5 protein-coding genes are annotated in these 6,436 nt (G+C 70.0%); 1 reads left to right on the top strand and 4 read right to left on the bottom strand.

Annotated features, from left to right (window positions below; genetic code table 11):
* The 4 genes from J5X86_RS17855 to J5X86_RS17840 form a co-directional block, all read right to left on the bottom strand.
* Positions 1 to 197 (bottom strand): flavodoxin-dependent (E)-4-hydroxy-3-methylbut-2-enyl-diphosphate synthase (locus J5X86_RS17855; protein ID WP_208517766.1); only part of this gene is annotated, 197 nt, incomplete at its 3' end.
* 141 nt (positions 198 to 338) lie between these two features.
* Positions 339 to 1,640, bottom strand: a complete 1,302-nt coding sequence (locus tag J5X86_RS17850) for an RIP metalloprotease (RefSeq protein WP_078647698.1) — start codon at positions 1,638 to 1,640, stop codon at positions 339 to 341.
* Entirely contained in the window at positions 1,637 to 2,899 is a 1,263-nt protein-coding gene (gene dxr / locus J5X86_RS17845) for a 1-deoxy-D-xylulose-5-phosphate reductoisomerase (protein WP_208517765.1), read from the bottom strand. Before dxr ends, J5X86_RS17850 begins: the two co-directional genes overlap by 4 nt.
* Before the next feature lie 153 nt (positions 2,900 to 3,052).
* On the bottom strand, positions 3,053 to 4,987 hold the full coding sequence (locus J5X86_RS17840; RefSeq protein WP_208517764.1) for an acyl-CoA dehydrogenase family protein: 1,935 nt from the start codon (positions 4,985 to 4,987) through the stop codon (positions 3,053 to 3,055).
* 343 nt (positions 4,988 to 5,330) lie between these two features.
* On the opposite strand from J5X86_RS17840, the gene J5X86_RS17835 reads away from it, so the two are divergent.
* Positions 5,331 to 6,347 (top strand): LacI family DNA-binding transcriptional regulator, encoded by a 1,017-nt coding sequence (locus J5X86_RS17835; protein WP_078644055.1) that lies wholly within the window; start codon positions 5,331 to 5,333, stop codon positions 6,345 to 6,347.
* The last annotated feature ends 89 nt before the right edge of the window (positions 6,348 to 6,436 follow it).

Below are 6,436 nucleotides of genomic sequence, written 5' to 3'. Positions count from 1 at the left end.
TGACAGCCCGACGCCGTCAGCTCCGCGATCTGCTGCAGCGTCGCCCCGATATCCGCCGTCACCGTCGTCGTCATCGACTGAACCGAGACCGGAGCATCGCCACCCACGGCCACCGGACCGACCTGGATCTTCCGGCTGACCCTGCGCTCGGCGAGCTTGGCCGGTACGGACGGCATTCCTAGCGAAATCGCAGTCATCTGGTTCGTAACCCCAAGAAGGTGTGTGCGTGGCCGGAGATCAGCGGACTCCGATCTCCGAGATTACGGCAACGGTGATGGCGTCAGCACACCGCGCTCCTGAAGTCCACCTAAAGGTGAACTTCAGGACATCTCGCGTCATCAAGAGATTTTCACGGGGTTCACGACGTCCGCCACCAGGACGAGGAGGGTGAAGCAGATGAAGACTCCGGCGATCACATAGGCGACCGGCATCATCTTCGCCACATCGAACGGCCCGGGGTCGGGCCGCCGGACCAGCCGGGCGGTGTGGCGCCGGATGGCCTCCCACAGCGCGCCCGCGATATGGCCGCCGTCCAGCGGCAGCAGCGGGAGCATGTTGAACAGGAACAGCGAGAGGTTGAATCCGGCCACCAGGAAGAGCATGGTCGCGATCCGCTGGGAGGGCGGGATGTCGAGGCTGGCGACCTCGCCGCCGACCCGGGCCGCGCCCACGACGCCCATCGGGGAGTCGGCCTTGCGCTCGCCGTCCCCGAAGGCCGCGTTCCACAGGTCCGGGACCTTCGAGGGCAGCGCGATCATGGAGTCGATGCCGTCGTGGACCATGTCGCCCATGCGGTCCACGGACTGCCCGAAGGACTGCTGGACCACGCCGTTGGCCGGGGTGAAGCCGAGGAAGCCGGCGGTGACGTACTCCCCCTCGACATAGCCGCCGTTCCCGTCGGACTTGGCGACCTGGTTCTCTATGAGGTTGGCGTGCAGGGTCTTGCGGACGCCGTCCCGCTCGATGGTGATCGTGGCGGGGCCGGTGGTCTCGCGGATGTCCTTCTGGAGCGCGCCCCAGTCCGGGGTGCGGTGCCCGTTGAAGGCGATGATCTTGTCCCGCGGCTGCAGACCGGCGGCCTTGGCCGGGGAGTCCTTGGCGGTCTTGGGGCACTTGTCGGTGGCGGACGAGGCCGCGACCACGCACTGGGAGACCGTGCCCACGCTGGTGGTCTGGGTGTTGACGCCGAAGCTCATCATCACGCCGAGGAAGATCACCACCGCGAGGACCAGGTTCATAAAGGGCCCGGCGAACATGACGATCACGCGCTTCCACGGCTTGCGCGTGTAGAAGAGGCGGTTCTCGTCGCCGGGCTGCAGCTCCTCGAAGGCGGCCGACCGGGCGTCCTCGATCATGCCGCGCCAGGGGGAGGTGGAGCGGGCGGTGAGCTTGCCGTCGTCGCCCGGCGGGAACATCCCGATCATGCGGATATAGCCGCCGAACGGGACCGCCTTGATGCCGTACTCGGTGTCTCCCTTCTTGCGGGAGAAGATCGTCGGCCCGAAGCCGACCATGTACTGCGGGACCCGGATGCCGAAGAGCTTGGCCGTGGAGAGATGACCGAGCTCATGCCAGGCGATCGAGATCAGCAGGCCGACGGCGAACACCACTATGCCGAGGACCGTCATCAGTGTCGTCATGCGCGAGCCTCCGGGGTCGCCTTCGCCGCTCTGGCGGCCAGTTCCGTTGCGCGGGCGCGGGCCCATGTCTCAGCCTCGAGGACGTCCGCGACGGTGAGCCGGGTTCCCACGGCGGGGGTGCCGTGCTCGGCCACCACCTCGGCGACCGTATCGACGATTCCGTTGAAAGGCAGCTTTCCGTCAAGGAACGCGTCCACGCACTCCTCGTTCGCCGCGTTGAAGACGGCCGGGGCGGTGCCGCCGAGGTCGCCGACATGGCGGGCGAGGCCGACCGAGGGGAACGCTTCGGTGTCGAGCGGAAAGAACTCCCAGGTGTGGGCCTTGGTCCAGTCACAGCCGGGCGCGGCGTCCGGCACCCGCTCGGGCCAGCCGAGGCCGAGCGCGATGGGCATCCGCATATCCGGCGGGCTCGCCTGGGCGAGCGTCGAGCCATCGGTGAATTCAACCATCGAGTGGATATACGACTGAGGGTGGACCACCACCTCAATCCGCTCGAAGGGAATGTCGTACAGCAGATGGGCCTCGATGACCTCGAGGCCCTTGTTGACGAGGGTCGCGGAGTTGATCGTGACCACCGGGCCCATGTCCCAGGTGGGGTGGGCCAGCGCCTGCTCCGGGGTGACCGAGGCCAGCTCCCGCTTCGTCCGGCCGCGGAACGGGCCGCCGGAGGCGGTGACGACCAGCTTGCGGACCTCCTCGCGGGCGCCGCCGAGCAGCGCCTGGAAGAGCGCGGAGTGCTCGGAGTCGACGGGGACGATCTGGCCGGGCTTGGCGACGGCCTTGACCAGGGGGCCGCCGACGATGAGCGACTCCTTGTTGGCCAGCGCCAGCACCCGGCCCGCCTCCAGGGCGGCCAGGGTCGGCGCCAGGCCGATGGAGCCGGTGATGCCGTTGAGCACGGTGTGGCACTGGGAGCGGGCGAGCTCGGTGGCCGCGTCGGGCCCCGCCAGGATCTCGGGGAGCGGCTCACCGGCTCCGTAGAGCGCGCTCAGCGCCTCGCGCACCTCGGGCACCGCCTCCGGACGGGCAACCGCCACCCTGTCCACCCGCAGCAGGTGGGCCTGCTCGGCGAGGAGCCCGGCCCGTCCCCCGGCGGCGGACAGGCCGGTCACGCGGAAGCGGTCGGGGTTGCGCACCACCACGTCGATGGCCTGGGTGCCGATCGAACCGGTGGAGCCCAGGATCACGATGTCGCGCACGCTCTCCGCGGCGGTGGCCGCTGGAAAGCGCAGATGCGGGTCAGCCAGGGATTCCGTCATCCCCCCATTGTGGCGGCAAGGGATGACGGCTCGGGGACATGCCCCGGGTTACGGCGATCACGGGCTCCAGCGGCCTCCGAAGTGACTCCTCGGTCCTCTTCAGTGACTCCTCGGTCCTCTTCACTGATTCCTCGGTGACTCCTCGGCCGCTCCTCAGTGGATGGGGCGGTGGACGTTCTGTGCGGCGGTCGGGCCGGGGGTGGCGTCGGCGATCCAGGGGCCGTCGCCGCTGGGGTCGAGAACGCCCTGCTCGAGCCACTCGTACGCCCCGGAGAGCACCCCGGAGACCACCTTGCGGTCGAGGTCGTCGGTGTTGGTCCACAGCCGCCCGAAGAGCTCGTCGGCGCGGATCCTGGCCTGCCCGCAGAACGCGTCGGCCAGCTGGTAGGCCGCGACGCCGTGGTCACCGCGCGAGCGCAGCATCTCGGCCCGTACGCAGGCCGCGCTCATCGCGAACAGCTCCGCGCCGATGTCCACGATCCGGGCGAGGAAGCCCTGTTTGGTCTCCATCCGGCCCTGCCAGCGGGACATGGCGTAGAACGTCGAGCGGGCCAGCTTGCGCGCCGAGCGCTCCACATAGCGCAGATGCGGTGAGAGGTCCCGATGGTTGGCCGGGTGGAACTCCGGGTAGGCGCGGGGCAGTTGGCCGGGCCCGGCGAGCAGTCCTGGCAGCCAGCGGGCGTAGAAGCCGCCGGCCTTGGCGGCCGCCTTGCCCTTGTCCTGCAGGGACTTGTCGGGGTCGATGAGATCGCCCGCCACCGACAGATGGGCGTCCACGGCCTCGCGGGCGATGAGGAGATGCATGATCTCGGTCGAGCCCTCGAAGATCCGGTTGATGCGCAGATCGCGGAGCATCTGCTCGGCGGGGACGGCCCGCTCCCCGCGGGCGGCCAGCGAGGCCGCGGTCTCATAGCCCCGGCCGCCGCGGATCTGGACCAGTTCGTCGGCCATCAGCCAGGCCATCTCGCTGCCGTAGAGCTTGGCGAGTGCCGCCTCGATGCGGATGTCGTTGCGGTCCTCGTCGGCCATCTGGGAGGCGAGGTCGATGACGGCCTCCAGGGCGAAGGTGGTCGCCGCGATGAAGGAGATCTTGGCGCCGACGGCCTCGTGCTCGGCGATGGGCTTGCCCCACTGCTCACGGGCGGCGGACCATTCGCGGGCGATCTTCAGGCACCACTTGCCGGCGCCCGCGCACATCGCGGGCAGCGACAGCCGTCCGGTGTTGAGCGTGGTCAGCGCGATCTTGAGGCCGGCGCCCTCGGGGCCGATCCGGTTGGCGGCCGGGACGCGGACCTGGTGGAGGCGGGTGACACCGTTCTCCAGGCCGCGCAGCCCCATGAAGGCGTTGCGCTTCTCGACGGTGACGCCCTCGGAGGCGGTCTCGACTACGAACGCGGTGATGCCGCCCTTACGGCCCTCGGAGCGCGGCACCCGGGCCATCACCACCAGGAGGTCGGCGACCACGCCGTTGGTGGTCCACAGCTTGACGCCGTCGAGGAGGTAGTCGTCGCCGTCGGGCACGGCGGTGGTGGCGAGGCGGGCCGGGTCGGAGCCCACGTCCGGCTCGGTGAGCAGGAAGGCCGAGATGTCGGTGCGGGCGCAGCGCGGCAGGAAGCGGCCCTTCTGCTCCTGGGTGCCGAAGAGCTTCAGCGGCTGCGGTACGCCGATGGACTGGTGGGCGGAGAGCAGGGCGCCGATCGCCGGGCTGGCGGAGCCGGCCAGGGCGAGGGCCTTGTTGTAGTAGACCTGCGTGAGACCGAGGCCGCCGTACTTGGTGTCGATCTTCATGCCGAGCGCGCCGAGTTCCTTGAGCCCCTGGATGGTCTCGTCGGGGATCTGGGCCTCGCGCTCGATGCGGGCGGCGTCCACCTGCGTCTCGCAGAACTCGCCGAGCTTGGCGAGGAAGGTCTCGCCACGGCGCACATCATCCGGGGCGGGGGCGGGGTGCGGATGGATCAGGTCGAGTCGGAAGCGGCCGAGGAAGAGCTCCTTGGCGAAGCTGGGCTTGTGCCATACCTGTTCGCGTGCGGCCTCGGCGACCTGGCGCGCTTCACGCTCGGACACCGGCCTGACGGAGGATGCGGTCATCGGTGCTCCCTTGCCGCGAATGACGATCTCGTGACATTACCGGCACGTACCGCTGCCAGTGTGCCTCCGGTCCGACCGGTCGGCAAAGCGGGAGGACGCCGCAATCGGGAGGATGGAACGGGATTGCCACAGCCGTGGGACTCAGGGGGCGCACGAGGGGTGCCTAAGTGGCGTCGAAGCCCAGTCGAAGCGCTTCGATAACTCTGGACAGCTCTGCACTACAGGTCTACTGTCAATCCGCATGGCCAGCGGGAAGAGGCTCGACCATGCGTCGAAGCGCTTCACTGATTCGTCTCGCCTTCTTCTCTTCTCCTCGCAATCCCATCGGATGGAGTCGCCCCGCATGGTCACCCTCGCCGAGGTCGCCCGCCACGCCGGAGTCTCCGCCAGCACGGTGAGCTATGTCCTCAGCGGCAAGCGGTCGATCTCCGCCCCCACGCGCGAGCGCGTCGAGCACAGCATCAAGGAGCTGGGCTACCACCCGAACGCCGGAGCCCGCGCCCTGGCCAGCAGCCGCTCCAACATCCTCGCGCTCATGGTGCCACTGCGGACGGACATGTATGTGCCGGTCATGATGGAGATCGCCATCGCGGTCGCCACCACCGCCCGCTCCCACGGCTATGACGTGCTGCTGCTCACCGGCGAGGAGGGCCCGGCGGCGGTTCGCCGGGTGACCGGCAGCGGGCTCGCCGACGCCATGATCGTGATGGATGTGGAGCTGGAGGACGAGCGGCTGCCGCTGCTGCACGCGGCCCGCCAGCCCACCGTACTGATCGGGCTGCCCGCCGACACCGTCGGCCTGACCTGCGTCGATCTGGACTTCACCGCCACCGGCGCACTGTGCGCCGAGCATCTGGCGGAGCTCGGCCACCGGGAGATCGCCGTCGTGGGCGAGGCCGCGGCCGTCTATGAGCGCCACACCGGCTTCGCCGAGCGGACCCTGGAGGGGCTGCGGCGCCGCGCCGGTGAGCTGGGGTTGCGGCTGCTGCACCGCCCGTGCGAGGGCAGCTACGAGTCCATGGACGGCACCCTGTCCCGGATCTTCGACGAGCGGCCCGGCACCACCGGCTTCGTGGTGCAGAACGAGGCGGCCATCGATCCGCTGCTCAGCCTGTTGCGGCGGCAGGGGCGCGCGGTGCCCGAGGACGTCTCGGTGGTCGCCGTCTGCCCCGAGCAGGTGGCCACCCAGGCGTCGGTACGGCTCACCTCGGTGGCCATCCCGGCGCAGGAGATGGGGCGGCGCGCGGTGGAGCTGGCGGTGGCGAAGCTGGAGGGGCAGCCCCTTGAGGAGCAGGTGACCCTGCTGGCCCCGGAGCTGACCGTACGGGCCAGCTCGGGCCCGGCACCCGGCACCTCCTGACCCCGCGGGCCCGGAACCCGGCGCCTCCTTACCCCCGCGGGCCCGGTGGCGTACCGCCGCCGCGCGGGAGGGCGGCGGCGGTACGGGGG

This window comes from Streptomyces sp. NEAU-YJ-81, assembly GCF_017592595.1.
Lineage (GTDB): Bacteria > Actinomycetota > Actinomycetes > Streptomycetales > Streptomycetaceae > Streptomyces > Streptomyces hygroscopicus_B.
This window is presented reverse-complemented; position numbering and strand designations above follow the sequence as displayed.

What these genes read in the sequence shown, in the direction of transcription:
- J5X86_RS17840 (WP_208517764.1), bottom strand. Translation starts at nt 4,987, where the DNA reads ATGACCGCATCCTCCGTCAGGCCGGTGTCCGAGCGTGAAGCGCGCCAG.
- dxr (WP_208517765.1), bottom strand. Translation starts at nt 2,899, where the DNA reads ATGACGGAATCCCTGGCTGACCCGCATCTGCGCTTTCCAGCGGCCACC.
- J5X86_RS17850 (WP_078647698.1), bottom strand. Translation starts at nt 1,640, where the DNA reads ATGACGACACTGATGACGGTCCTCGGCATAGTGGTGTTCGCCGTCGGC.
- J5X86_RS17835 (WP_078644055.1), top strand. Translation starts at nt 5,331, where the DNA reads ATGGTCACCCTCGCCGAGGTCGCCCGCCACGCCGGAGTCTCCGCCAGC.